This is a genomic window from Streptomyces sp. NPDC048424, from assembly GCF_040651555.1.
GTDB lineage: Bacteria > Actinomycetota > Actinomycetes > Streptomycetales > Streptomycetaceae > Streptomyces.
In genome coordinates, this window is sequence record NZ_JBEZKE010000003.1 from 393,453 (window position 1) to 419,450 (window position 25,998).

General features: G+C 70.3%; 16 protein-coding genes. 10 read left to right on the forward strand and 6 right to left on the reverse strand.

The window, feature by feature from the left end; all coding sequences use genetic code 11:
• Positions 1-79 precede the first annotated feature (79 nt).
• Positions 80-853, forward strand: a complete 774-nt coding sequence (locus AB0D29_RS06575; RefSeq protein WP_362852458.1) for a TetR/AcrR family transcriptional regulator — start codon at positions 80-82, stop codon at positions 851-853.
• 38 nt (positions 854-891) lie between these two features.
• Here the strand turns inward: AB0D29_RS06575 and AB0D29_RS06580 are convergent, their stop codons facing one another.
• The 3 genes from AB0D29_RS06580 to AB0D29_RS06590 form a co-directional block, all read right to left on the reverse strand.
• On the reverse strand, positions 892-2,796 hold the full coding sequence (locus tag AB0D29_RS06580) for a GAF domain-containing protein (RefSeq protein ID WP_362852459.1): 1,905 nt from the start codon (positions 2,794-2,796) through the stop codon (positions 892-894).
• Between the two features lie 7 nt (positions 2,797-2,803).
• Positions 2,804-4,189 (reverse strand): MFS transporter, encoded by a 1,386-nt coding sequence (locus tag AB0D29_RS06585; RefSeq protein WP_362852460.1) that lies wholly within the window; start codon positions 4,187-4,189, stop codon positions 2,804-2,806.
• Positions 4,190-4,424: 235 nt separating this feature from the next.
• Positions 4,425-5,444, reverse strand: a complete 1,020-nt coding sequence (locus tag AB0D29_RS06590) for a LacI family DNA-binding transcriptional regulator (RefSeq protein WP_362852461.1) — start codon at positions 5,442-5,444, stop codon at positions 4,425-4,427.
• Positions 5,445-5,596: 152 nt separating this feature from the next.
• Here AB0D29_RS06590 and rhaI point away from each other — a divergent pair, with 152 nt between their 5' ends.
• The 5 genes from rhaI (at position 5,597) to AB0D29_RS06615 (ending at position 14,330) form a co-directional block, all read left to right on the forward strand.
• Positions 5,597-6,763 carry an L-rhamnose isomerase gene (gene rhaI / locus AB0D29_RS06595; protein WP_362852462.1) on the forward strand — a complete coding sequence of 389 codons (1,167 nt, stop codon included), beginning with the start codon at positions 5,597-5,599 and terminating at the stop codon, positions 6,761-6,763.
• 116 nt (positions 6,764-6,879) lie between these two features.
• Positions 6,880-8,919: a bifunctional aldolase/short-chain dehydrogenase gene (locus AB0D29_RS06600; protein ID WP_362852463.1), complete on the forward strand. Its 2,040-nt coding sequence runs from the start codon at positions 6,880-6,882 to the stop codon at positions 8,917-8,919.
• 7 nt (positions 8,920-8,926) lie between these two features.
• Complete coding sequence (locus AB0D29_RS06605) at positions 8,927-10,399, forward strand: rhamnulokinase family protein (RefSeq protein WP_362852464.1); 1,473 nt, start codon at positions 8,927-8,929, stop codon at positions 10,397-10,399.
• 380 nt (positions 10,400-10,779) lie between these two features.
• Positions 10,780-14,007: a discoidin domain-containing protein gene (locus AB0D29_RS06610; protein ID WP_362852465.1), complete on the forward strand. Its 3,228-nt coding sequence runs from the start codon at positions 10,780-10,782 to the stop codon at positions 14,005-14,007.
• On the forward strand, positions 14,004-14,330 hold the full coding sequence (locus AB0D29_RS06615) for an L-rhamnose mutarotase (RefSeq protein WP_362852466.1): 327 nt from the start codon (positions 14,004-14,006) through the stop codon (positions 14,328-14,330). The genes AB0D29_RS06610 and AB0D29_RS06615 overlap by 4 nt, the downstream gene beginning before the upstream one ends.
• 1,106 nt (positions 14,331-15,436) lie before the next feature.
• Here the strand turns inward: AB0D29_RS06615 and AB0D29_RS06620 are convergent.
• Both AB0D29_RS06620 and AB0D29_RS06625 read right to left on the reverse strand, forming a co-directional pair.
• Positions 15,437-16,555, reverse strand: a complete 1,119-nt coding sequence (locus AB0D29_RS06620) for an acyl-CoA desaturase (protein ID WP_362852467.1) — start codon at positions 16,553-16,555, stop codon at positions 15,437-15,439.
• A 7-nt stretch (positions 16,556-16,562) separates the two neighbouring features.
• Positions 16,563-17,618 (reverse strand): ferredoxin reductase, encoded by a 1,056-nt coding sequence (locus tag AB0D29_RS06625; protein WP_362852468.1) that lies wholly within the window; start codon positions 17,616-17,618, stop codon positions 16,563-16,565.
• A gap of 86 nt (positions 17,619-17,704) precedes the next feature.
• Here AB0D29_RS06625 and AB0D29_RS06630 point away from each other — a divergent pair, with 86 nt between their 5' ends.
• Positions 17,705-18,844 carry a helix-turn-helix domain-containing protein gene (locus AB0D29_RS06630; RefSeq protein ID WP_362852469.1) on the forward strand — a complete coding sequence of 380 codons (1,140 nt, stop codon included), beginning with the start codon at positions 17,705-17,707 and terminating at the stop codon, positions 18,842-18,844.
• Between the two features lie 429 nt (positions 18,845-19,273).
• Here AB0D29_RS06630 and AB0D29_RS06635 read toward each other — a convergent pair whose 3' ends face one another.
• Positions 19,274-20,167 carry a DUF6602 domain-containing protein gene (locus tag AB0D29_RS06635; RefSeq protein ID WP_362852470.1) on the reverse strand — a complete coding sequence of 298 codons (894 nt, stop codon included), beginning with the start codon at positions 20,165-20,167 and terminating at the stop codon, positions 19,274-19,276.
• A gap of 1,545 nt (positions 20,168-21,712) precedes the next feature.
• On the opposite strand from AB0D29_RS06635, the gene AB0D29_RS06640 reads away from it, so the two are divergent.
• The 3 genes from AB0D29_RS06640 (at position 21,713) to AB0D29_RS06650 (ending at position 25,059) form a co-directional block, all read left to right on the forward strand.
• Entirely contained in the window at positions 21,713-22,765 is a 1,053-nt protein-coding gene (locus AB0D29_RS06640; protein WP_362852471.1) for a high-affinity branched-chain amino acid ABC transporter substrate-binding protein, read from the forward strand.
• Positions 22,766-23,151: 386 nt separating this feature from the next.
• Positions 23,152-23,682 (forward strand): EF-hand domain-containing protein, encoded by a 531-nt coding sequence (locus AB0D29_RS06645; protein ID WP_362852472.1) that lies wholly within the window; start codon positions 23,152-23,154, stop codon positions 23,680-23,682.
• Positions 23,683-24,354: 672 nt separating this feature from the next.
• On the forward strand, positions 24,355-25,059 hold the full coding sequence (locus tag AB0D29_RS06650) for a hypothetical protein (protein ID WP_362852473.1): 705 nt from the start codon (positions 24,355-24,357) through the stop codon (positions 25,057-25,059).
• Positions 25,060-25,998 lie beyond the last annotated feature (939 nt).

Sequence of the window (25,998 nt, forward strand, 5' to 3'; positions counted from 1 at the left end):
ACGAGCTAACTCTCTACACTGTACTCTATACGGCGTAGTGAGTTATTGGCCCAGCGGGCGAGCGTGCGGAGGACCGGGCATGGCGAAGGACCGGAGCGGAGCGGGCGACCCCGTCCGCACGCTGGAACTGTTGTGGCGCGAGCCCGGACGGCCGGCGCAGCCCGTGCGCCGCGGCCCGCGGCAGGGCCTCAGCGTGGACGCCGTGGTCGCCGCCGCGACCACCCTCGCCGACGAGGAGGGGCTGGCCGCGCTGACCATGAGGGCGCTGGCCCGGCGCCTCGGCGTGACACCGATGACCCTCTACACCTACGTCCCCGGCAAGGCCGAACTGCTCGACCTCATGCTGGACGAGGCCTACCACCACATGGACCGGCGGAAGACGGACCCGGGCGAGCCCTGGCGGTCACGGGTCGCCCGCGTCGCCGACGACAACCGGGACCTGCTCGCCCGCCACCCCTGGATCGCCGACCTCGCGGTCACCCGCCCGCCGCTGGGCCCCGGAGTGATCGGGAAGTACGAGTACGAGCTCGCGGCCTTCGAGGGCATCGGGCTCACCGATGTCGAGATGGACGCCGCCCTCACCCACCTCCTCGGCTTCGTCCACGCCAACGCCCTGGCCGCCGCCGACGACGCGGCCCACAACAGCCGCCAGAGCCAGGAGGACTGGTGGGCCGTCAGCGCACCGCTGCTGGAGCGGGCCCTCGACCCGGAGCGCTACCCGCTCGCCGGCCGCGTCGGCAGCGAGGTCGGCGGATACCACCCGGAGACGATCTGGGCCTTCGGACTCCAGTGCGTCCTGGACGGACTGGCCCGCCTGATCGACTCCCGGCCCGGCCCGGAAGCCGCACCGTAGCCACCGCGTAGCCACCCCGTGGCCTCTTCGTGGGCTCTTCAGAGCCCGTGCGCGAGGCGGTGCAACCGCAGCGCGAGCTGTATCTCGAGGGTGCGCGCCGGGGAGTTCCAGTCCTCGCCGAGGAGCCGGCCCACCCGGTCCAGGCGCTGCACGACGGTGTTGACGTGGACGTGCAGCGCCTCCCTCGTCCTGGTCAGGCTCGTGCCCTGCGCGAAGTACGCGTCCAGGGTGCGGACCAGGTCCGTGCCGCGCCGGGCGTCGTAGTCGAGCAGCGGGCCGAGCGTGTTGCGTACGTACCCGACCAGATCCGCCTGATCGCCGAGGAGTACGCCGACGAAACCGAGCTCCGACACGGCCCCGCCCCGCCCGGTGTGGCCCAGGGCGCGCAGGGCGGACAGGCAGCGGTGCGCCTCACCGTGCGCGGCGGACAGCCCCGCCGGTCCCGTGGCCGGGCCCGCGGCGCCGACGGTGACCGGGGAGCCCACGGCCTGACTCAGCTCCGCCGCCAGCGCCTTGGCGGTCGGGCCGGGCGCCCCGACCGGCGCGACGAGCACCACGTGGTCGTGGTGGATCCCGGCGAGGGCGCCGCGCGCCGGACCGCTGCGGGCGGCCGCCGCGAGGAGGCGGTGGCGCGAGGCCGCGTCGCCGTGCATGACGAAGACGCAGTGCGACCGGGACAGGTCCACACCGAGGCGCCGTGCCCTGGCCGCCAGGGCACTCGGGTCCGTGGACAGGGCGAGGAGGTCGGTGAGGAGCTCTCCGCGCACCCGGTCCTCGGTCTCCGCCACGGACCGGCGCAGCAACAACAGCAGCGCGGTGACGACGCTCGCGCGCTCGAACAGCAGCCGGTCGGTGTCCGACAGGCCGGGGCGCCCGGCCAGGGCGAGGCTGCCGAGCAGTTCCGGTCCGGCCAGTACCGCGCACACCCAGGTCCCGTCCTGCGGGACGGCCCGGCCGCTGGCCCGGGAGGCCTCCACGGCCCGGGCGGGTGGGGGCACGGGCCCGGTTCCGGCCCGGGCGAGCTCGGCTCCGTGGGAGTCGTGGATGACGAGGGCGCCGTCCAGGATGGCGGCGATGGCGGCGGCCACCTCGTCGGCTCCGCCACCGCGCAGGACGAGGTCGGTGAGCTGGTCGTGGGCCCGCTCCGCCCGGCGCACGTCCTCGCTGTGGGCCCGGATGGTCTCGGAGGCGGAGTTCAGATCGGCCAGGGCGGCCCGGGTCTCCTCCAGCAGCCGGGCGCCGTCGATCGCGATGGCGGCGTGGTCGGCCAGCGAGGACAGCAGCGCCACCTCCTCCGGGGAGAACTCCCGCGGAGCGCGGTCCGCCGCGTACAGCACGCCGATGACCCGCGCGCCGACGCGCAGGGGCACGCCGAGGATCGCCCGCAGCCCCTCCTGCCCGACCGCCCCGTCGATGGCGGACGTGTGGTGGAAGCGGGCGTCGGCCTGGTAGTCGCCCGTGGCGTACGGACGGGCGGTCTGGGCCACCAGGCCGCCGAGACCCTCGCCCATGCCGAGCCTCACCTGCTGGAACGCGGCGGCGACCGAGCCGTCCGTGACCCTCATGTACGTATCGCCTGCGGCTTCGTCATTGAGGGAGAGATAGGTGACGTCGGTGCCGAGCAGCAGCTTCGCCCGGTGGACGATCGCACGCAGCACCGCGTCCAGTTCGCGCAGCGCGGCCAGGTCGCTCGCCGTGTCGAACAACGCCGTCAGCTCGGCCTCGCGCCGGCGGTGCTGACCGAGGGTCCGCCGGATCCGCAAGGCCACGCCGGTGGCCTCCGCTATCTCGGCCAGCTCGCCCGCCGGGGCACCGGCATCCCGGGCCTCGGCGGCGGGACGGGCGTAGTCCTCGGCCGGCGCGCCCTCGGCCAGCAGGTCGAGCAGCCGGCGTACGGCGGTGTGGGAGTGCTGGGTGCCTGGTGCTGTCACGGCGGGGAGCATACGGGGATCAGCTGCCGATCGGCTCGGAGTCCCGCAGCCTGTGGCCCGGTTCCGCGGCGGACGACGGATTCCCGTCCACGGCCAGGTCGCGGCCACGGGTCTCCCTGGCCGCCCAGACGGTCACGGCGGTGACGAGCGCCGCGAGGCAGAGGTAGAGGGAGACCGGGGTGGAGGTCCCGTACTCCTTCAGCAGCTCCACCGCGATGATCGGGGCGAGCGCGCCGCCGACGATGGAGGCGAGCTGGGAGCCCATCGAGGCGCCGGAGTAGCGGACCCTGGTGTCGAACATCTCGGAGATGAAGGCGGCCTGCGGGCCGTACATCGCGCCGTGGAACAGCAGGCCGACGGTGACCGCGAAGGCGATGGCGGGGAAGGACCGGGAGTCCAGCAGGGCGAAGAAGGCGAACGCCCAGCCGGCCATGCCGAGCGCGCCGATCAGGGTCACCGGGCGGCGGCCGAGCCGGTCCGAGAGCGCGCCCCACATCGGGATGGTGACGAAGTGGACGGCGGAGCCGATCAGCACCGCGTTGAGGGCCTCGCTCTTCGGGAGCTGGAGGTGGACGGTGACGTAGACCAGCAGGAACGCCGTGAGGACGTAGTACGAGATGTTCTCGCCGAAGCGCGTGCCCATCGCGGTGAGCACCTCGCGCCAACTCCTGCGGAACACCTCGACGACAGGGGCCTCGGCCCTGGCGCCGGCCGCCGCCTGCTCGGCGGCCTTCTCGCGGGCTTCGAGGAAGACCGGGGACTCGGTGACCGAGATGCGGATCCACAGGCCGATGACGACCAGGACACCGGAGAGCAGGAACGGGACGCGCCAGCCCCAGGCGAGGAAGGCCTCGTCGGACTGGACCGCGGCGAGCAGCGCCAGCACACCGGTGGCGAGCAGGTTGCCGCCGGGAGCGCCGGCCTGCGGCCAGGAGGCCCAGAAGCCGCGGCTCTCGTCGCCGCCGTGCTCGGACACCAGCAGGACGGCGCCGCCCCATTCGCCGCCCAGGGCGAAGCCCTGGACCAGCCGCAGCACGGTCAGCAGGACGGGAGCGCCGACGCCGATGGAGGCATGGGTCGGCAGCAGACCCATCGCGAAGGTCGCCCCGCCCATCATCAGCAGGCTGATCACCAGCAGCTTCTTGCGGCCGATCCGGTCGCCGAAGTGGCCGAAGACGACACCGCCCAGCGGCCGGGCCGCGAAGCCGACCGCGTACGTCAGGAAGGCCAGCAGGGTTCCCACCAGCGGGTCACTGGAGGGGAAGAAGAGCGTGTTGAACACCAGCGCGGCGGCCGAGCCGTAGAGGAAGAAGTCGTACCACTCGATGGTGGTCCCGACGAGACTGGCGGCGACGATTCTCTTGATGGATCCGGTGGCCGGGGGAGCGGTCTCGGGGGAGGCCATGAACACCACTTCCAGGGGGTCTGCGGAGACGATCGGTGTCGATCGGTGTCGCACAACGTAGAAGTCCCCAGGTCAGCGGCATATGTGGCGGGCCATCACAATCAACGCCACGTGAGTGTGCCGCACCACCACATGGCCCGGACCGATCCCTTCGGCTCCCTCCACGAGAGGGTGGGGAGACCCTGCCGTGCGCAGCCGCACTGACGGCAGGCGTGCGGGCACGGCAACGCCACGCTCAGCCGGGCAGCGGCACGACCAGCGTCGAACGCCGTACCACCAGCTCCGGTTCGAACACGACCTGTCGGTGCCGGTGGGCCGCGCCGCCCGGGCCGGTCTCCTCGGCGAGCATCTCGGCCGCCGTCCGCCCCATCGCCTCCGCGGGCTGGCGCACCGAGGTCAGCGGCACCGCGGCCGCCGCGGCGAACTCGATGTCGTCGTAGCCGACGATCGCGAGGTCCTCGGGTACCCGCAGGCCCGCGGCGAACGCGGCCTGCAGCATCCCGAGGGCCAGCAGATCGTTCGCGCAGAACACCGCGGTCGGTCTCGGCAGCATCCCCAGCAGGCGGGCTCCGGCGTCGCGGCCCGCGGCCACGTCCAGCCCGTCCACCTCCAGGTCCAGCAGGACGGCGTCGCGGCCGGCCAGCGCCTGCAGCGCGCCGCTGCGACGGTCGGCGACCTGCTGCAGCCGGTGGCGGCCGCCCGCGAACGCGATCCGCCCGTGGCCGCTCGCCAGCAGGTGCCCCGCCGCCAGGGCGCCGCCCCCGACGTCGTCCACCGACACCGAGCAGGCATCCAGCCCCGGGGCGAGCCGGTCCACCAGCACGAAGGGCACGCCGCCGCGACGGAGCGTCGCCGCTCCCGACCCCTCCGCGTCGGCCGGGGTCAGCAGGACCCCGCGCACCCGCTGCTCCGCGAAGAGGGCGAGATAGTCCGCCTCGTCGGCCAGCCGCTGAGCGCTGTTGCAGACCATCACGCCCAGGCCCGCCGCGCGCGCCGCCTGTTCGGCCCCGCGCGCCACGGAGACGAAGAACGGGTTGCCCAGGTCGAGGACCAGTAGACCGATGATCCGGCTGCTGCCCGAGCGCAGCTGGCGAGCCGACTCGCTGCGTACGTAGCCGAGCCGGTCGATCGCGGCCCGGACCCTGGCCCTGGTCTCCTCGCCGACCGTCTCCGGCCGGTTGATCACGTTGGAGACCGTGCCGACCGACACACCGGCCGCCCGTGCCACGTCCTTGATGCTCGCCGCGCCGCCCATGTCCCACCATTGAAATGTTTCACCGGCTCCGACGGCCGACCCGGAGGTCAGGCTACGACATCACACCGACGACCCCCCGCCGGTGCCTTGACGCTTCCCGCGGTCCTGCCTACCGTCGGGATGAAACGATTCAGATCGTGGGAGGTGCTCCGGTGGCCGACCGATCCGCCGTGAAGGACGCCCTTCGGGCCCAGCGCATCGAGACGCCCTCGTGGGGCTACGGGAACTCGGGAACCCGCTTCAAAGTCTTCGCCCAACCCGGCGTGCCGCGTGACCCGTTCGAGAAGCTCGCCGACGCGGCCCAGGTGCACGCCGCCACCGGCGTCGCCCCGAAGGTCTCGCTGCACATTCCCTGGGACCGGGTCGAGGATTACGGCGCGCTGTCCGCCCACGCCCGCGAGCTCGGGCTGGAGATCGGCGCGATCAACGCGAACGTCTTCCAGGACGAGGACTACAAGCTCGGCTCCGTCACGCATCCGAACCCGCGGGTGCGCCGCAAGGCTCTCGACCACCTGCTGGAATGCGTCGACATCATGGACGCCACCGGCTCGCGCGACCTCAAGCTGTGGTTCTCCGACGGCACCAACTACCCCGGCCAGGACGACATCTTGGCCCGCCAGCAACGCCTCTCCGACGCCCTGTCAGAGGTGTACGGGCGGCTCGGCGACGACCAGCGGATCCTGCTGGAGTACAAGCTGTTCGAGCCCGCGTTCTACGCCACGGACGTCCCGGACTGGGGCACCGCGTACGCGCACTGCCTGCGGCTCGGGCCCAGAGCCGCGGTCGTCGTCGACACCGGGCACCACGCCCCCGGCACGAACATCGAATTCATCGTCGCGTTCCTGCTGCGCGAGGGGAAGCTCGGCGGCTTCGACTTCAACTCCCGCTTCTACGCGGACGACGACCTGATGGTCGGCGCCGCCGATCCGTTCCAGCTGTTCCGGATCCTGCACGAGGTCACCGGGAACGGCGGCTTCGCCCCCGAGGCCGGCGTCGCGTTCATGCTCGACCAGTGTCACAACATCGAGGCGAAGATCCCTGCGATCATCCGCTCGGTGATGAACGTCCAGGAGGCCACGGCCAAGGCCCTGCTGGTCGACCGCTCTGCCCTGACGGCCGCTCAGAACGCGGGCGACGTACTCGGCGCGAACGAGGTGCTGATGGACGCCTACGCCACCGACGTCCGTCCGCTGCTGGCCGAGGTCCGCGCCGAGGCCGGGCGGGACCCGAACCCGGTCGCGGCCTACCGGGCCGGCGGCTGGGCCGAGAAGATCGTCGCCGAGCGGGTCGGCGGCGCCCAGGCCGGATGGGGGGCCTGACCCGTCCGCCGCGCGTGCCGGCCCGCACCACCTCGTACCCACGGGCCGGCCCGCTCCCTCCTCGTGCACCCCCCACGAGAGCGCCACCGCCACCGGACAAGGAAGCCGCTCCCGCCATGGCCCAGCACCCCGTCGTCGTCGCCCTCCTCGCCCGCTCCCACCGGCTCGGATCGGATCCGCGCAACACCAACTACGCAGGCGGCAACACCTCTGCCAAGGGCGCGGCCACCGACCCCGTCACCGGGCAGCCCGTCGACCTGATGTGGGTGAAGGGCTCCGGCGGCGACCTCGGCACCCTCGCCGAGGCGGGCTTGGCCGTGTTGCGACTGGACCGCCTGCGCGCCCTCGCCGACACCTACCCGGGAGTGGAACGGGAGGACGAGATGGTCGCCGCGTTCGAGTACTGCCTGCACGGCAAGGGCGGCGCGGCTCCGTCCATCGACACCGCCATGCACGGTCTGGTCGACGCCGCGCACGTCGACCACCTGCACCCCGACTCCGGCATCGCGCTCGCCACCGCCGCCGACGGCGAAAGGCTCACCGCCGCCTGCTTCGGCGACACCGTGCCGTGGCTGCCCTGGCGCCGTCCCGGCTTCCAGCTCGGCCTGGACATCGCCGAGATCAATCGGACCCACCCGCAGGCCGTCGGCTGCGTCCTGGGCGGTCACGGCATCACCGCCTGGGGCGCCACCAGCGAGGAGTGCGAGGCCAACGCCCTGCACATCATCCGCACCGCCGAGGCCTTCCTGGCCCGACACGGCAAGGCCGAGCCGTTCGGCCCGCAGCTCGACGGCTACCAAGCCCTGCCAGAGGCCGAACGCCGCCGGCGCGCCGCCTCGCTCGCCCCCGCCATCCGCGGTCTGGCCTCCACCGACCTCCCGCAGGTCGGCCACTTCACCGACGCCGCGCCCGTGTTGGACTTCCTCGCCCGCGCCGAGCATCCCCGCCTGGCCGCCCTCGGCACTTCCTGCCCCGACCACTTCCTGCGCACCAAGGTCGCCCCGCTGGTCCTCGACCTGCCCGCCACCGCGCCCCTGGACGAGACGATCGTCCGCCTGCGGGAGCTGCACACCGACTTTCGGGCCGGCTACCGGGCCTACTACGAGCGGTACGCCACCGCTGACTCGCCCCCCATGCGCGGTGCCGACCCGGCGATCGTCCTGGTCCCGGGCGTCGGCATGTTCTCCTTCGGCAGGGACAAGCAGACCGCCCGCGTGGCCGGCGAGTTCTACCTCAATGCGATCAACGTGATGCGCGGCGCGGAGGCGGTCTCCGAGTACGCCCCGATCGAGGAGCGCGAAAGGTTCGCCATCGAGTACTGGGCACTGGAAGAGGCGAAGCTGCGGCGGATGCCCGCGCCCAAACCGCTGGACTCCCGCGTCGCCCTGGTCACCGGCGCCGGCTCCGGCATCGGCAAGGCCATCGCGCACCGCCTGGCCGCCGAGGGCGCCTGCGTCGTCGTCGCCGACGTCAACGCCGCCACCGCCAGGGCCGTCGCCGAGGAACTCGGCGGCCCGGACCGGGCCGTGGCCGTCACCGTCGACGTCACCTCCGAGGAGCAGATCGCCGAGGCGTTCCGCACCGCGGTCCTCGCCTTCGGCGGTGTCGACCTGGTGGTCAACAACGCGGGCATCTCCATTTCCAAGCCGCTGCTGGAGACCACCGCCGACGACTGGGACCGGCAGCACGCCATCATGGCCCGCGGCTCCTTCCTCGTCTCCCGGGAGGCCGCCCGCACCATGATCCGGCAGGGCCTGGGCGGCGACCTCGTCTACATCGCCTCGAAGAACGCGGTCTTCGCCGGCCCCAGCAACATCGCGTACTCCGCCACCAAGGCCGACCAGGCCCACCAAGTTCGGCTACTCGCCACCGAGTTGGGCGAACACGGGATCCGCGTCAACGGCGTCAACCCGGACGGCGTGGTCCGCGGCTCGGGCATCTTCGCCGGCGGCTGGGGCGCCCAGCGCGCCGCCACCTACGGCATCGCGGAGGAGCAGCTCGGCGCGTTCTACGCCCAGCGCACCCTCCTCAAGCGCGAGGTGCTGCCCGAGCACGTCGCCGCCGCCGTCTTCGCCCTCACCGGCGGCGACCTCACCCACACCACCGGCCTCCACATCCCCGTCGACGCCGGCGTCGCCGCGGCCTTCCTGCGCTGAGGCGGCCGTGACGCCCCGCACCCCGCACACCCCGGCCGCCTTCGCCGCGGCGGACCTCGGCGCCACCAGCGGGCGGGTGCTCGTCGGCCGGGTCGGCCGTGACCGCCTCGACCTCACCGAGACCCACCGCTTCGACAACACGCCCGTCCAACTCCCGGACGGGCTGCACTGGAACGCCCTCGGCCTGTACCAAGGCGTCCTGGACGGCTTCCGCGAGGCCGCCGCGCGCTGGGACCTCGCCTCCGTCGGCATCGACAGCTGGGCCGTCGACTACGGGCTCCTCGACGCCGACGGTGCGCTCCTCGGCAACCCGTTCCACTACCGCGACCCGCGCAGCGCCGCCGCCGTCCAGGCGGTCTGGTGCCGCCTCCCGGCGCGTGAGCTGTACCGGATCACCGGCCTTCAGCACATGCCGTTCAACACGATCTTCCAGCTCGCCGCCGAGAAGCACCTCGACCGCGCCCGCACCCTGCTCCTGCTGCCCGACCTGATCACCCACTGGCTCACCGGCACCGTCGGCGCAGAGGTCACCAACGCCTCCACCACGGGCCTGTATGACGCCCGCACCGGCGCCTGGTCCGCCCCGGTCCTCGCCGCGCTCAACCTGGACCCGGCCCTCCTGCCCGCACTGCGCCGTCCCGGCGACCACGCCGGCACCGTCCTTTCGCACGTCGCCGCCGCCACCGGCCTGCGCCCCGACACCCCCGTGGTCGCGGTCGCCTCCCACGACACCGCCTCCGCGATCGCCGCCGTCCCCGCCGGCACCGAGGACTTCGCCTACATCTCCTGCGGCACCTGGTCGCTCGTCGGTCTCGAACTCGACGCGCCCGTCCTCACCGACGCCTCCCGCGCCGCCAACTTCACCAACGAACTCGGTATCGACGGCACCGTCCGCTACCTGCGCAACGTCATGGGCCTGTGGCTGCTCAGCGAGAGCCAGCGCACCTGGCGCGCCCGTGGCGAGGGACACCACCTGCCCGAGCTGCTCGCACGCGCCACCGCCGCGCGCCCGTTCGCGGCGCTCGTCGACACCGGCGCCCCCGAGTTCCTCGCCCCCGGCGACCTGCCGGCCCGCCTCGCCGAGCACTGCGCCCGCACCGGCCAGAACCTGCCCGAGGATCAGGGCGCCGTCGTCCGCTGCATCCTGGAGAGCCTGGCCCTGGCGTACCGTCACACCCTGGCCCAGGCGGTTCATTTGACCGGCCGCGAGATCCGCGCCGTGCACCTCGTCGGCGGCGGCAGCCGCAACGCCCTGCTCTGCCGGCTCACCGCCGACGCCACCGGCCTGCCCGTCATCGCCGGCCCCGCCGAGGCCACCGCCATCGGCAACATCCTCGTCCAGGCCCGCACCCGCGGCCTGGTCGAGGACCGCGGCGCCATGCGTCGCCTGGTCGCCCGCACCCAGCGACTGCGTCGCTACGAGCCCGCGGGAGACGTCCGTGCGTGGGACGCCGCCGCCGCCCGTGTGGGGCTCGCCTGACTTGAGCCGCACGGCATGGACGCGGTGTCACCGCCCGTCGTCCCAACTGTGACGATCAGTCAAATATTGCTCAAGCTCGAATGGTTGTGGATCGCAATTCTGGAAATACTCCATTTACCGAAGGGCAACGTGCTGGCCGTCAGGTGGCCGGGTGCGCATATCCCCGATGCGATCGCGCGACCAGCGGCCGCCCTTCGTGTCATCCCCGATCTCGCTGTCATCGCTGTGAGCTGCCCGCGCGCCGTCATCAGGACCCCGAACAGCGAGGCCCCGCGTCCACCCAAAGTCGCGCCGCAAATCAATTGTGAGCGGCCCGAACAGGTGCGGAGAAAAGGCCTGTCCGGCTTTCGAAGCCATTTCTCAGAGTTCGGAGGGTTTCCATGCGCACGCGTCGCCGCAGATCCCTGCGTCTCCTGGTGTGCCTGGCACTGTCACTGTGCGCAGTGCCGCCGTCCGTCCTCGCCGCGCCTCAGGCCGGCGCAGCCGGCGGGCCGACCGTGTGGATCCTGGACGCCACCGACCGGCCCTTCACCTCGACCACCCCGCCGGGCTGGGCGCCGGCCGGGATCGAGCTGTACGCGGCCCGCAACGCCTACGAGGGGGCGCAGATCCTGGTGCGGTCCGGTTCGGCGCAGACCGGGGTGTCCGTCACCCCCGGGGCACTGACCGGCCCCGGCGGCGCGATCATTCCCGCCGCGAACATCACCACGCGCTACGAGTACAACCACCCGAACATCCAGAAGGTCGGCAACGTCCAGAACCCGCCCGACGGTGGGACCGCCTACTACGACGCGCTGATGGACAACAGTCCGCAGTCGGTGGCGGCGGACACCACGTACGCCGCCTACTACCAGGTCTACGTGCCGGCCGGTCAGGTGCCGGGCGCCTACATCGGCAGCGCCACGGTGAACAGCAGCCTGGGCGCCGTCACGGTTCCGGTGTCGGTGACCGTGTACAGCGCCACGATCCCGCCGACCTCGCAGTCCACGTTCAAGATGAACAACTGGTTCTCCTCGGCGGGCTGGGACTACGAGGGCACTGAGGCGTCGATCCCGAACGTGTACGGCGTGCAGATGTACGACGCCAACTGGTGGACCGTCGAGGCCAACATCGCGGCGAACATGGCGCGGCACCGGAACAACGTGATCTACGCCGACGCGGTGGCCCTGCTGATCCCGGACACCACTGTCGACGCCGCGGGCCACTTCACCTTCGGCTGGTCCACCTTCGACCGGTTCGTCAACCTCTTCGTCAGCGCCGGTGCCATGCAGTACCTCTACACCCCGACCCTGCTGGAGCAGCCCGCCTCCGGACCGTACCTCGACACCCTGGTGCCGGCCAACGGCGTCAGTGGCGCGGTCAAGCACGCGCTCTGCCGGCCCAACTCCGCTCCGGCCAACGGCTGCCCGGACACCAACAACTGGTTGAAACAGCTCTTCCCGGCGCTGAAGGCGCACCTGGATGCCAAGGGCTGGACGGACAACTTCTACATGAGCGCCCTGGACGAGCCCACCACCACGCAACAGGCCACGGCAGCCAACTGGCTCTACACCCTCTACGAGCAGTACTTCCCGAACCCGCGTACCAACGAGGCGCAGCTGACCACCTTCACCGGGGACGCGGCTCACCTGTCGACGCAGACCCCGCTCTCGTCGAACTACGACGCGAACGTCGCGCTCTATCAGGGCTACCGGATCAGCGGGAAGGACCTGTGGCTGTACAGCTGCATCCTCCCGCAGGGCTCGTACATGAACCGCTTCACCAGCAACCACCTCAGCGGGACCAGGCTCCTCCCCTGGCTGACCTGGAAGATCGGCGGCGACGGCTACCTGCACTGGGGCTGGAACTACTGGCACGACGGCTTCAGCGAGCCGTACCCGGCCGCCGACACCTTCAACACCCCGCAGACCGGCGACCACTGGCTGGTCTATCCGAACAAGGCCTCCTACGGCATCCACGACAGCCTCCGCAGCGAAGCTCAGACCGCGGGCCTGCAGGACTTCGAACTGCTGCAGCAGCTGGCCGCGGTCAAGCCGCAGGCGGCACGCACCCTGGCCGAGACGGTGATCACCAATCCGACGGCGTACGACCTCTCCGGGTGGAACGTCGAGGGCCGGCACAAGCAGCTCCTCGACGAACTGGCCGCGGCATCCGGTGACCTGGCGCTGCCGTTCACGGACGACTTCAGCGGCGGCGACCACTTCTGGACCCACACCCGGGGGGCCTGGTCGACCAGCGGCGCCCGGTACACGCAGTCCGACGCGTCGGCGAACTGGGGGGACGTCTCCTACCTGCGCGGGCGGGGCTACACCGACGTCTCGGTCGGCGTGGACCTGCAGATCACCGGAGTGAGCTCGTCCGGCGGAAGCACCAACTGGGCCGGTCTCATGGTGCGTTCGGCCAACGGTACGGACCTGGACTCCGGCTACCTGGTCGCCCAGCGGGACAACGGCCAGGTGTTCGTGTACCGCAGCGGCACAGGGATCGGTTCGGCGTCCGTGCCCGGCTACGTGGCGGGGCAGCGCACCCGGCTGCGCGTGGTGGCGCGCGGGAACGTCCTGAAGGTGTACTCCGGGACCGGGCAGGCGCCGGTGCTGACCGTCACCGACGCGGCGTTCACCGCAGGTGACGTGGGTCTGGTCACCGGCGGCGCCAGCGCGAACTTCTGGAATGCCCGGATCATGCCGACCTCTGTCGCCCCGGCCGAGAGCGCCGCCGTCACCGCCTCCAGCTCGTACGAGGCCGACGGCTGGGGTATCCGTTCGGCGGTCGACGGGCAGCGGCCGTCGGCGCCGAACGCCGCGGGGTGGAGCAGTTTCGGCAGTATCGCCACCAACCACACCGAGTGGGTGCGGCTGGACCTGGGCTCGACCCGGCCGGTGAGCCGGGTGGACCTCTACCCGCGCAGCGACGGGGCCAACGCCGGTCAGGGCTTCCCGGTCGACTTCACCATCCAGACCTCCACCGACGGCACGAACTGGACCACGGTCAGCACCCGGACCGGGTACGCGAGGCCCGGCGCCACGGCGCAGACCTTCCCATTCGAGACGGTCAACGCGCGCTACATCAAGGTGACGGGGACCAACCTGAGCAGAGATCAGTTCGGCAATTTCCACATGCAGTTCGCGGAGGTCGAGGCTGTCGGCGGAGATGTGGCACCGGGCCGCACGGCGACCACCTCCAGCTCGGTCGAGTACCCCAAGGAGGGCTGGCTGACGGCCAACCTCACCAACGGGACCCATCACACCGACCTGTGGAACTCCTCGGGCTGGAGCAGCACCGGGGCCGGCTCCCCGAACACCACGCAGTGGGCGCGGGTGGACCTCGGCGGCCCGTCGCGGATCAGCCAGGTCACGTTGTACCCCCGCGACGACATCCCGAACACCGGGCGCGGCTTCCCGTCGGCCTTCACCGTCCAGCTCTCGACCGACGGCACGAACTGGACCACCGTGGTGTCGAGGAGTTCGTACCCGCGCCCCGGAGCCGGCGGCCTTTCCTTCGCGTTCGCCGCCACCACCGCCCGGTACGTGAAGGTCACCGGCACCACGCTCACCGCCGACCAGTTCGGCGTGTACTACATGCAGCTGGCGGGGATCGGTGTCTCATGACGAAGCACCGGATCTGCTTCCTGCTCCAGGTGAAGGCCGAACTCGGCGACGAGTACCGCGAGCGCCACGCCCAGGTGTGGCCGGAGATGCTCGATGCCCTCCGGGCCGCCGGCTGGACCAACTACTCCCTGTTCCTGCGCCCGGACGGCCTGCTCGTCGGCTACCTGGAGACCGAGGACTTCGATCGCGCCCGCGAGGCGATGTCCGCCACCGAGGTCAACGCCCGCTGGCAGGCCGAGATGTCCCGCTACTTCCAGTACCTGGACGGCACGCCGGCTGACCAGGCGATGGCACCGCTGACGGAGGTGTTCCACCTGGACTGACAGTCCTGAGAGGAGGTAGGTGACTCTTTGTCCGGCCGGCAGTTTTCTTTGCCTCGCCCACGGTGCGACCGCTGCGGCGGGCCAGGGGTTTCGGGGATGTCGTCGAACAGGCACCGCTGGACGGCCGGGGTTGCCGCAGGGGGTTCCGTAGGGGTACTGCAGAGCAGCTTGGGCCGTGAGACAGAGCCGCACGGGTGTGCTCCGGGACGGCTGCTCGCTGCGGACCTGGCCGATGTGCTCGGCTCGTGTCCCGGAAGAGCATCATGATCTGCGCAAACGCGCATCGCGCACATGCTCATTCGGCAGCGCTGAGTATCCGCGCTCAGATGCTCTTGCGTGCGGTAGGGCGCACGTGAAGCACGTCGGCGAGCTCCGAGTCAGTACGCCACCGACCTCGTGCTGGTTCCGTGCTGACTCCGATGTCCGGGATCATGCGAGAACCGCAGCTCCTAGCCCCGATCGAATGAGTTGTCGTACCACTCGATGGTGGTCCCGACGAGACTGGCGGCGACGATTCTCTTGATGGATCCGGCGGTCGGGGGAGCGGTCTCGGGGGAGGCCATGAACACCACTTCCAGGGGGTCTGCGGAGACGATCGGTGTCGATCGGTGTCGCACAACGTAGAAGTCCCCAGGTCAGCGGCATATGTCGGAATTGCGGAGTTGCGCCCGTCCGCTGCGGGGGCCGGTGACGAGCGGAGCGGATGAACCTCCACGAGCGCGAGGTGCCACTCGTGATGGGAAGTCGGCCCACAGTCGTCGGGTCCGCACCTGCCATGAGGTCCTTGGTCTGCTGGCGGTACAGCAGCTGCACTCACCCTGACCTGCTGGAACGGTAGTCGGTGAGGCCTTCTGCCAGGGGCTGGCCCGGGAAGGGTCCGGATCTTGGTACGTTCCGGCCCGGGCGGCAGGGATCGGGCAGTCCAGCACGCCCACCGGTCGGACCGCCACATCCCGTGTCCGAATCTCACGCGGGTTGCGCGGCCCGGACGGCCCGGACCGCCGGGACCGCCCGGACCGCCCGGTCCTTCCGAGGTCCGGTGGGCGGGTCGGCGTGCAGAGCGAGAAGGGCCGACCGTTCGGGTCGCAGCCGTCCGATACTGGGAATCAGGCAGCGACGAGCTCCTGCTCGCGGTCCGGCGCATCGACCTTGGGCTTCTTGTTCGGCAGCGAGAGCCGGAAGACCTTGTGCCACGCGGAGAACACCTGCTTGGGCAGCGGCCCGGTGACGTACTCCAGCTCGTACTTCTCGAACAGCGCGCGCACCCTCACCGCGACCTCGGCGTACCGGTTGCTCGGCAGGTCCGGGAACAGGTGGTGCTCGATCTGGTGCGACAGGTTGCCGGTCATGAAGTGCATGGCCCTGCTGCCGCTGATGTTCGCCGAGCCCATCATCTGGCGCAGGTACCACTGGCCGCGCGTCTCGCCCTTGATCGACCGGCGCTCGAAGACCTGCACGCCCTCGGGGAAGTGCCCGCACATGATCACCGAGTGGGACCAGATGTTGCGGACCAGGTTCGCGGTGAACGTGGCGGCGAGCGTGGTGAGGAACGACGGGCCCGACAGCAGCGGGTGGATCACGTAGTCCTTGAGCACCTGCTTGCGGATCTTGCGGCCCACGGCCTTGGCCCGCGCGCGGAACTCCGGGTTCTTGCGGCGCCGCTTGTGCAGGTTCTTGCCGAGCTCCAGGTCGTACGCCGCGATGCCGTACTCGAAGAAGCAGGCGTTGATGAAGTTCCACAGCGGCTGGCCGAGGTGGAACGGGTGCCACCGCTGGTCCTCGTCGACGCGCATGATGCCGTAGCCGAGGTCGTTGTCCTTGCCGATCACGTTGGTGTACGTGTGGTGCAGCTCGTTGTGCGAATGCCTCCACTGATCGGACGGCGAGACGTGATCCCACTCCCAGGTGGTGGAATGGATCTTCGGGTCCCGCATCCAGTCCCACTGGCCGTGCAGGACGTTGTGGCCGATCTCCATGTTGTCCATGATCTTCGCCACGGACAGCCCGGCGGTGCCGATCAGCCAAGCGGGCGGGAAGAACGAGAACAGCAGCACGCCCCTGCTGACCAGCTCGAGCTTGCGCTGCGCCGAGATGACCTTCCGGATGTAGGCGGCGTCCTTCTCGCCGCGGCTGGCGATGACCTCATCGCGGATCGCGTCCAGCTCGCGGCCGAGCTCCTCGATCTGCTCCGCGGTCAGGTGGGCGGTGGGGTCGATGGCGGTCAAGGTGCTCCTACCGTTCGATATCGCAGGGGCCCGCCGCGGCGGACACGCAGGTCTGGATGAGGACGCCCGGCTCGGCCTCGGTGATCTCGCCGGTGCGCAGGTCGCGGACGGCGCCCGCCTTGAGCGGTGTGACGCAGCCGAAGCAGATGCCCATGCGGCACCCGGACGGCATGAGCACGCCGGCCTCCTCGCCGACGTCCAACAACGGCGTGGCGCCGTCCGCGTCGACGGTCTTGCCGGTGGCGCTGAACGTGACCTCGCCGCCGTCACCGGCGACGACGATGCCGGGGCGGAAGCGTTCGGTGTGCAGGCGCTCTGCGACGCCGTGGCCGCTCCAGAACTCCTCGGCGGCGTCGAGCAGGCCCGCGGGCCCGCAGGCCCAGGTCTCGCGCTCGGCCCAGTCCGGTACCAGTTCGTCGAGTCGGGCGATGTCGAGCATGCCGTCCGTGTCGGTGTGCACCTCGGTGAGCCGCAGCTTCTCGGCCGCGACCAGGTCGTGCAGCTCGTTGCGGAAGATCACGTCTTGCGGCCGTGGCGCGCAGTGGACCATGACGACGTCGTCGAACTCGCTGTCGCGCAGCATGCCCATCACGGGCGTGATGCCGCTGCCGGCCGTCAAGTAGAGCACCTTGGCGGGCTTGGCCTTCGGCAGTACGAAGTCACCGGTCGGCTGGTCGAGCTGCACCAGCGTGCCCGGTTTCGCCCTGCGGACCAGATGGTTGCTGACCTTGCCGTCCGGGATCGCCTTCACGGTGATCGTGACGCGGCCGTCCTGGCGGTCTGTCGGCGAGGTGATGGAGTAGGCACGCCACAGGCGCCTCCCGTCGACGTCGACGCCGATCCGCACGTACTGACCGGCCGTGTGACGGCGCCAGCCCCTTCCCGGCCTGATCACGATGGTCGCGGCGTCACCCGTCTCGGGGTGCACGGCCTCGAGGCGCCCACGCAGGTCAGCGCCCGCGCGCAGCGGGCTGACCAGGTCGAGGTAGTCCGACGGCAGCAGCGGCGTCGTGATCATCTCCAGCAGTTTCCACGCCCTACTGCGGAGGGCTGCACTCGTCATGACCCCAGCTTGATACGCCTCAAGGCGTAAAGTCCTGACCGCAAGACGTAAATTTAGTCGGACGAATTGTTCGCAGGGAACAAAATATGAGCCATCCAATCCGGAGGGTCACCGAACTGGCCCTGGATCAGACAACGGTCACCGCACTTCGGGCCGCGCTGAAGACCACCGCCGACGAGGTCGTCCAGGCGATCATCGACGAGGTCCCTCCCTACGCCAACGCCCTTTCGGGCCGCATGGGCGTCACCATCCGCCGAGCCGTCCGCACCGCCCTGGGGCACTACCTGGACCTCGCGAGCGGGAACGCCACGGGCGGCGACGCCGGTGACGCGGCCTACGAGCTGGGCCGCGGCGAGGTGCGCGACGGGCGTTCGATGGACGCCCTGCTCAGCGCCTACCGCGTCGGCGCCCGCGTGGCCTGGCGATGCCTGGCGGCGGGTGCCGTACCCGCAGGTCTGCCCGCCGCCGAGGTCGCCAAGTTCGCCGAGCTGACCTTCGCCTACATCGACGAGCTCTCCGCCGCGAGCGCCGCGGGCCACGCCGACGAACTGGCCGCCCGGGGCCGTGACCACGAGCGCCACCTGGAACACCTGGCCCGCGACCTCCTCGCCGGCGCGACCCCGGACGTCCTGCTGGCCTCTGTTCAACGGGCCGGGTGGCAGCCTCCGGTTTCGCTGACCGCCGTCTTGCTGCCCGCCGCCCAGGCCCGGCCTGCCTACCGCGCGCTCGACCCGAGCACCCTCGTCCTCGACGATCTGCCGGACGCCTTCGGCGTGCTGCTCGTCCCCGATGCCGACCGGCCACATCTCTTGCGGCAGCTGACCGACCGCACCGCCGTGGTCGGCCCGGCCCGGCCATGGACTCGTGCATCCGCCTCGTACGCACGAGCCGCACGCGCGCGCTCCCTCTCCTCCGATATCCGCGATACCGAGGACCACCTGCCCGAGCTGGTGCTGAGTGCCGACGTGGACGCGTTCGCAGACCTGCGGGCCCGAGCCCTCGCACCGTTGCGGACCTTGCCTGTCACGACCGCACGGCGGCTGGAGGAGACGTTGCGGGCGTGGCTGCTTCACCAGGGCAGGCGGGACGATGTGGCGGCGGCGTTGTTCGTCCATCCCCAGACCGTCCGGTACCGGATGACGCAGCTGCGGGAGCTGTTCCCGGATCTCGCATCGCCACACCGGGTCCTCGAGCTGACGCTGGCGGTCGGTCTTCGGGTCAGCTGACGCGTACTTCGACCGTCCGCGACCGGGTTCGCGAGACCGGGGCAGCGAGGGCGTGCCACCCGCCTGGTGAGCCGGGCCCGGTCCGCGACTGGTCCGGAGCAGCCGGTCTGGAGCGGGAGAGGAGCGGGAGGAACCGGGAGGAACCAGAAGAATGGACACCCGTGTCGAGCAGGTCGCGCCGACGGCGCCTGACGGGCGAAAGCCCAGGTCAGGCGCCGTCATGCGCCTAAAAGAAGCCGAGCTTCTTTGGGGAGTAGCTGACCAGCATGTTCTTCGTCTCCTGATGGTAGGGATCGTCCACTCTTCGTCCGCGCGGCCTGGCACCAGGCGGCCGGCACTCTCCCATTGCTCGGCGAGCTCGCTGAAGCGGTTCCACCTCGGGGCGCAGAACCGTTTCGCCCCTGGGGTGGCCCAGGCCGGTGACGGGCGTCAGGGCGAGCCGAAACGCTGACAGTCCACACACGGGTGATCGCAAGTGTCTCGTGGCGCCGTGACTCCGGCTGGGTAGACAGGGTCGCCCACACGCAGGCCGTGGGGGATGTCGGCGACTCCCCCGAGGCGGAACTCTGTGCCGGGCACCCACCAGAGGCGGGCAAGGTGGTTCAGATGTGTGGCCAGCGCGACCAGCGGATGATGCGCCCGCGTCGCTTGAAAGCACATGAGCACCTCGGTTCCGGTAGTGGGCCAGGGAACACAGCTCCCCGACTCCGGGGCGCACCACATGAAGTGGCCCAGGTCGGCGATGGTGACGAACTTGGGCCACTCCTCTGGCGGGCGATTTCGGCACCAGTCCTCGATCCAGCTGGTCACTGTCTTCACCCGCTTCGACGTCGAGCTATAGGCGAACACCCCACCTGAGGTCGGGACGTGGTCGACCTGCCCGGTGCTGGCGGGGAACCGAAGGTGATGGACTTCGGCCCGACGACGTCGCGGGGCAGTCTGGACGTCCGCGATGGACTGCATGGCGGCGTCCAGGACTCCGCCGTTCAGCACGCTCTTCACCTCAATCGCGGTGTGGACCGCTGACGGATCGATGTAGACCCGTCCGTCGTCCTTGAGTGTCCGGTGGGGCTCGACGCGGGGGTCTGCCAGAACGACGTCCTGCTGGCGGAACCAAGCGCCCGTGCTGGAGTCCTCGACGCCGGCGCGCTTGTAGATCGTCGCCTGTCTTTGGATGTACTTGCCGACCACCGACCTCACCGCGTATTCGCGTTCATTGCCCTGATCGGTGGGGTGCCGCAGCGTCGATGTCTCTTTGAAGCTTTCATCCATAAACATGGCGTCACGCACGAAACCATCCAGGATGTCCAGCTCGGCGCTCATGCTCCCCCCACTTGATCGCGGTTCCAAGCGGGAGCGTATCGGTGGGTACTGGCTGGCAGGGCCGGCTTGCCGGCCTGTATCGGCCGTGCAAGGTGCTTGCTGCTGGGCCCATATGCGCGCCGCAGCGCCGCTGGGCCAGCCGGCGTTCCGGCCCGCTCCACCCCACAGAAGGCAACATCACCCTCCACGATCGAGTCAAAGTTTCGCGCAACGCGCCCTGCCCGCCCTGCTCACCGCCTAGCGTCAGGCCGGGATCGACCGGGTCGGCGGTGCACTGGCGTGAGCGCTGCTGAGGCTGCACTCGAACGAATGGACTGGAGTGCGATGGCGGCGGCACTGGACATGACAGCGGCACCGGAACTGGCAGTGCTGCGGGCTCTGGAGCGAGCGGGAAACCGGATGTTCCCACGCTCCGAACGGGCCAGACTCAAAGACGTCCCGCCGTGGGAGATCTACATCCACCTGCCAGCGGATCCCAGTCGCCTCGACGCCCTGCTCACTGGTGTGTGGGATCTACCCGCCGTAGCAGGATTTTCGGAGGATCTCATCTCTGCTCTGGACTCTTACACCCGAACTCTGCTGGTCTCTGGCCACGCGTTCGACCGAGACGATTTGCGGCGAGTCCTGGCACGCCCCTGACAGCGCTCCTCGGGCAGGTTGACGATGAGACGTTGGACCGGTTCGAGACCCTTCACGATTGCTACCTCACTGGTGCCGGAGCCCGGCCTGCGGGGCCCGCTTCGGGGCGGCGGTCCGGCGGGGTGCCGTTCGCAGCCCGGTCGTGCGGCGGTGCGCGGGCGCGGTGTGCCGGCGTTCACCGCTGTGGGGGCGGTCCGCTGCCGCGCCTTGGTGGGGGCCGGGTCGCTGCTCCGGTTGGGGAACGGGGCCGGCGGCCGGTGAGGCGGGTGCAGGGCGGCGATGGTGATGATCTTCTGCCCCTCCTGGCACGTGCCGCGGACCGGGCGCTGCTGGGCTTCGCCCCCGCGGATCTGCGGGAGCATCGAAGGTTGATCAAGCAGGTCAGATGCGCCTTCTGAGTGTCACCGGATGGGTGAAATGTGTAGGCCCGCACCTGGGCGCGGGCAGCAATCGTCTCCTTCGTCGCTGAACGGGGCCAGAAGGGGATGCAGGCCGCGCAGGTCCGACCCGAGTAGGTCCCGCACCTTACTGGGGGTGGGTCTGGGCTCGGCCCCACCCCTGCCTTCCCCGTTCATCGGCCCAGCAACGGCGGCAGCTCAGCCTTCCTGGCCACTACGTGGGGGAGCCGCGACGTCCTCGACACCACCCTCGTCCACCCCGACCTGGTCGCCGAGGTCAGCGCCGACCGCACCATCGACCACGGCGGCGTCTACCGCCACCCTTCACCGTTCCCCAGTCCGGCTTTCACTTGCTCGTTCGAGTGAATGCGGCGTGCTTGCGGCATGGCGCCGGGCTGTCGGCCGGGCGTGACGGTGGACTGCGGCCGGGTCAGGCGACCGTCCTGCGCGGAAGCCACCGCCCGACGCCCGGTTGGCGGGCTGACCATCCGTTCGAGTGGGAGACGCAGTGGCTGACACGATCAAGATCGCAATCGTCGGTCCGAAGACCGGCCCGGTGACCCAGTACGGCGACATTCAGTTCACCGGCGCCAAGCAGGCCATCAAGGACATCAACGCCAAGGGTGGCGTCGACGGCAAGATGCTGGAAGCCAAGGAATACGACGACGCCGCCGACCCGAAGCAGGCAGTCGCCGTCGCCAACAAGGTCGTCAACGACGGCGTGAAGTTCGTCATCGGACACCCCACCTCGGACTGCGCCCAGCCGGCATCGGACATCTACGAGGACGAGGGCATCGTCATGATCACGCCCGCCGCCACCTCGCCCGAGATCACCGCCCGTGGCTACAAGCTGATCTTCCGCACCCTCGGCCTCGACAGCGCCCAGGGCCCGGCGGCCGGCAACTACATCGCCGAGCACGTGAAGCCGAAGGTCGTCGCCGTTCTCCATGACAAGCGGCAGTACGGCGAAGGCGTGGCCACCGCGGTCAAGCAGACGCTGGAGGGCAAGGGCGTGCAGGTGGCCGTCTTCGAGGGCCTGAACGCCGGCGACAAGGACTTCACCTCGATCATCCAGAAGCTGAAGCAGAACAACGTCGACTTCGTGTACTGGGGAGGCTTCCACCCCGAGCTCGGCCTTCTCCTGCGCCAGGCCCAGGAGAAGGGCTTGAAGGCCCGCTTCATGGCCGCCGAGGCCTGCGCCAACGACTCGGTCTCCCAGATCGCCCAGGGCGCGGCCGAGGGCCTGCTGGTCACCGCCCCCAAGGCGTTCCACATGGACCCCGCGAACAAGGCCATCGTCGACGCGATCAAGGGTGACGGTAAGGACCCCAGCGGCCCCTACGTCTTCCTCTCCTACTCCGCGGTCCAGCTGATCGCCGAAGCCATCAAGAAGGCCGGTAACCCGGACACCGACAAGGTCGCCGAGGAGATCCACAACGGCACCTTCCGCACCCCGACCGGCGACCTGTCCTTCGACATGAACGGCGACCTCAAGACCTTCAAGTTCGTGGTCTACGAGTGGCACTTCGGCAAGCCGAAGACCGAGGTCTCCCCCCAGTAGGAGCCAGGCACCGGTCCGCCTGGACCAGCCTGCGCCACATCGGCGGGTGTCCCGGGTCTCACGTCTCGGCCCAGGGGCACCCGCCTTCCGTTTCCCCGGTGCCTTTCACGCGCTGCTGGTCGGCGCTGGCCGTTTTCGCGTTCACAGCCAGGGCCTGGTGTGCAGTGGCGTTTCGCCGGTGAACCGGCGTGCTCGGGCGGGTGAACCCGGCCGACACGGGCTGTTGCTGACGGTGTGGGGCCGGTAGAACCGGCCCATGATGATCACGAAGCGGTCCGCTGTCGCGTCCGCCGAACAGCCAGTCGTGTCCGGCCCAGGGGGCAGACGCCCGGTCGATAGGGTTTCCGGTGAGCGAAATTGGCGCGTTACGAATGGAAGGTGACGGAATGTCGGACGCAGCGAAGCGGCGCATCTTCGCGATGCTGGATGTCGACGGTGACGGTGTGATCACCGAGGCCGAATACCTCGCCCGGGTCGAACGGGCAGCCACCGCCTGCAACCGCGACCCCGATCACCCCCTGGTCGCTGTGGCCCGCGCGGCCCACAGGGAAGTCTTCCGGCAGATGGACGCAGACGCTGACGGCGGTGTCACCTTCGACGAGTATCGCGCCTGGGCCGGGCACGAGGCCTTCGAGGAGTCCTGCCGGCCCGCCCTCGGCTCCCTCTTCGACCTCGCCGACCACGACGGTGACGGACGTGTGACCCGTGGCGAGTTCACCCGGCTGCGCGCAGCGACAGGCAACAGCGCCGAGGGCGCGGATGCCGCGTTCACCGCCTTCGACACCGACGGCGACGGCACCGTGGAACGGTCCGTCTACCTGGCCGCGATCCACGACTTCCTCACCACCGGCCACTCCGCCATGGCCGACGCCTACCCCGGCACCCACACCGACGACCGGGAACCCGCCACCCACTGACCTGCGGCAGCCACACGCGAGCACCCCCGCCCACACCTGCCTTTCAGACGGGCGGCTCCGGGGGATGGGGTCGTGGCGGACGCTGATGAGCACTGTCAGGAGTGGGTGGGTTTGCGCGTCTGCGCTGAACACGGTGACGCGGGGCCACTCGAACCGCTCGGACAGGAGAAGGCAGCGAGCCCGGCCTGGTCCTCGATGGCGAACTGGTCGTCTGGGACACCGAGGCGGGCCGGTTGTCGTTACCTACCGAAGCAGTTCCGGGCAGGCAGGCGAGCGGTCGTACTTCTTCGACACGCTGGCGCGGTACCAGCGGGCGCGGGACGCGGCGGGGTTGATGTCGTCGTCGATCAGCCAGCTGGTCAACCCTGTGATCGAGCTGTGCGAGTACTACGACATCGTGCCGTGGCACCGCGTTGGACTGCTACTTCGCGCGTCCGGGCGAAGACGCGATCCTGCTGCACGATGCCGAGTCGGCCTGACGGGGATCCGCTCGGGCTCCCAGACGCCGTCCCCGGCACGGTCGCCTCCAAGGAGGCATCCGGATCGGGTCCCGGCTGACCGTGCCCCTGGAGTGTCGTGGGCCACGCCTTGTGGTTTCGGCCGCCTGTGACGCGGTGTTGGGCGCCCCGGGGCCTTCACGCTCCGCTCCTTCGTGGGTACGCTCCGTGCGTCATGGTGGGGTCCAAGTGGAGCCCGGACTCGGGGGGATGCTTCGTGATCGAGCAGGCGTACGTTAAGGCCGGCGACAAGCCCACGCCGGCGCTCAAGGACATCAGGGACCGGATCGCGAAGGCGGTGGACGCGACGGAGGGCAGCACCGGCCTCAAGCGCCTCGCGTGCTGGCTGCAGATGCCGGTCGATTCCGCGTTCGGGAAGATGATGGACAGCAACTGCCAGGGGCGCGCCAAGGCGGTCGGCGCTCTGCTGAGCCCCGGGAAGGACGGGCTCTTCACGCCCGCCGACCTCGGGTCGGTGCTCAGTGCCTCGGCCGCGTGGACCGGCATCGACACGGCCCTGAAGGCCGAGCGCGCCGTGTACGTCAACGGCCCGGCCGAGCACGTGGGCGGGGCCAAGAGCAAGTTCACCAGCGGATTCCACGTGATCGTCTTCCTGGCCGTCGGGAAGGACGCCGACGACCGCGTCTACTACCTCGGCCTCGACCCGGACGTCAGCGCCACGACGGAGTCCCGTGCGGCGTGGAAGGCACTGGTCGCGGGGGAGCCCGAGACGAAGCCGGAGGAGTTCACCGCGGCGAAGAGCCTGGAGGTCGTCAAGTCGATGATCCTCGGCGACGAGGAGGGCGGCTTCGGCCCGCTGGTCCGCAAGTACTACGTCGACACCACCGCGAAGTTCCCCAAGATCAACCGCTTCGGCTGAGCGCGTCCGGCGCCGTCGAACACGACTTGACCGGGACGGGGTGCGAGCTCGGCGGAGTCCGCACCCCGAGGCCGACATACGCGGTCAGCGTGGCAACGGCGATGAGCTCGGGCAGGGCGAGCGCGAAGGTGCCCTCCACGATCACGAGCGGAGCTGCGGCGTGCTCGCCGATCGCGGCCTTGATGCGGACGCTGTCCAGGGCGAGCGGGTCGCTGAAGTCGACAACCCGACGCGGCCGTCGACCGTGCCGAGCAGGGTGCGGATCGGAGACCCCTGTTTCGGCGGGGACGATCGCGGTGCCGAAGGCTCGAAACGGCCGCGAACCCGACAGGGATGCGGGCAGAGAAGGAACAGCTGCGCCCGGGTTCCTGAATGTTCGACGTCAAGAATCCAGGAACCCGTCCGCTTCCGCCTTCGACCTCTTGCAGCACGACGGCCAAGAGCTCCTCACCCGCCCGTACGCAGAGCGGCGCGCACTGCTGGAGAACCTGTTCACCGAGCACGCCCTCACGGCCCCATGGACGCTCTGCCCGCAGACGACGGACCTGCCGAGGCGAGGGAGCGACTTCAGTCTTGGACGGACGTGTCGGGCGTGGAGGGGATCCTCGGCAACGCCACCGGTCCAGGCCGTCCCCTGAACGGGCGATCGTTGTCCTTGACCCGCCGGCCGAAGACACCCCCATCGGAGGAGCCCGCAGCGGCACTCTTCTGAGAACAAGATCGCCGCTGCCTGTGCCGGGCAGCGGCGATGCTGATCACGCCCGATGGACGTCACTTCGGCCCGTTGCTCAGCGCGTTCAGGGGACCAGAAATCGACCAGGCAGGCGCTGCCGAGCTCAACTGCCTTCCAGGACCCTTGGACGGTCAGGACCGCGATCGAGGCGGTTGGGAACCCCCTGCGGCTGATCCGCGCCTGCGCGTCGCCCTCGGAGTCGCCCG